Source organism: Streptomyces sp. SID14436, from assembly GCF_010548465.1.
Taxonomy (GTDB): Bacteria; Actinomycetota; Actinomycetes; order Streptomycetales; family Streptomycetaceae; genus Streptomyces.
This window is the reverse complement of the sequence record NZ_JAAGMD010000358.1, coordinates 1-1,034: the sequence shown is the minus strand read 5'-3', so window position 1 is coordinate 1,034 and position 1,034 is coordinate 1. Positions and strand designations below refer to the sequence as shown.

Genomic DNA, 1,034 nt, shown 5'->3' with positions numbered 1-1,034 from the left:
CCGGCGCGCGGCGAGCCGGCGCAGCACCGGCTCCTCGCCCGAGGACCACCACACCCACTCCACGCCCTGGGCGACGGCGGAGGCGGCCAGGCCCGCCACGGCGGCGACGGCGGTGAACGCCGCCGCCGCGATCAGCACCGTGCCGAACCGGCCACCGGCCGGGGCCACCGCCACCCGGTCCAGCCAGTCGGCCGCCGCCGAGGGATCCAGGGCATGCGCGTGGCCGAGCACGACGGCCCCCGTCACGACGCACACGTACAAGGCGCCGGGCAGGAGCAGCAGGGCGGCCCAGCGGCCCGCCAACTGCTTGCCCAGCTCGGTCAGGACGGTGCTCACAGCCGGAACTTCCGCGACACCAGCGGCTCCCCGGCCAGCCCGCAGTGCGGCGGCTCCTCCCGGCCTCGACCGCGCCGGCCCTGCTGCTCCTGGGGCTCCAGCCGGGAACAGGCGATGCCCGCCGGACACGCCCACACCGTCACCACGGGGCGCGACCGGCCGCCCCGCAGCGGTTCGAACGCCCGGTCCCCGAGGGTCAGTCCGTCGATCCCGTGACGGGCGAACGCGTCGTCCAGCGCGTCCAGGTCGGCGGTGACCGAGGGGCCGCGGGTGCCCGCGCGTGCGGCCGCGACCAGCCGGGCCAGTTCGCCGGCCACGCCGAACCGTTCCGCACTGAGCCGCAGCCCGTCGTCGCCGGCCTGCATGCACAGCCGGGCCAGCCGCTCCGCGACCTCGTCCATCACGCCCCTCCGTCCCCTCCGGGTTCCTCCGTTCACCCACGTCGGCCTCAACCTACCCGTCACCGGCGGTGGTTGAGCCGCGACCGCACGGAACCGGAAGGTGCCGACGGGCGTTGTGACAGGTGGAGGTGGTGGTGCGATGGCGGATGTGCTCGGTCCCGGCCTGGCCCGGTATCTGCGCACCGGCGACGCCCGGGACCTGCCCCCGCTCCCTCCCGCCGCGTGGCCGCCGGCGCCCGGCCCCGACGCCGCCGCGACCGCCCGGCTCGCCCTGGTGCGCTGGCACCGGTACCGGCA

At 77.4% G+C, this 1,034-nt stretch carries 1 protein-coding gene and 1 pseudogene; both read right to left on the bottom strand.

The features are described from left to right. A pseudogene (locus tag G3I53_RS12630) lies at positions 1 to 336 on the bottom strand (hypothetical protein); the annotation flags it as partial. Further along, a complete protein-coding gene (locus G3I53_RS12625; protein WP_164337425.1) occupies positions 333 to 737 on the bottom strand; it encodes a hypothetical protein in 405 nt (134 codons plus the stop codon). The gene G3I53_RS12625 and the pseudogene G3I53_RS12630, both read right to left, overlap by 4 nt. Positions 738 to 1,034 lie beyond the last annotated feature (297 nt).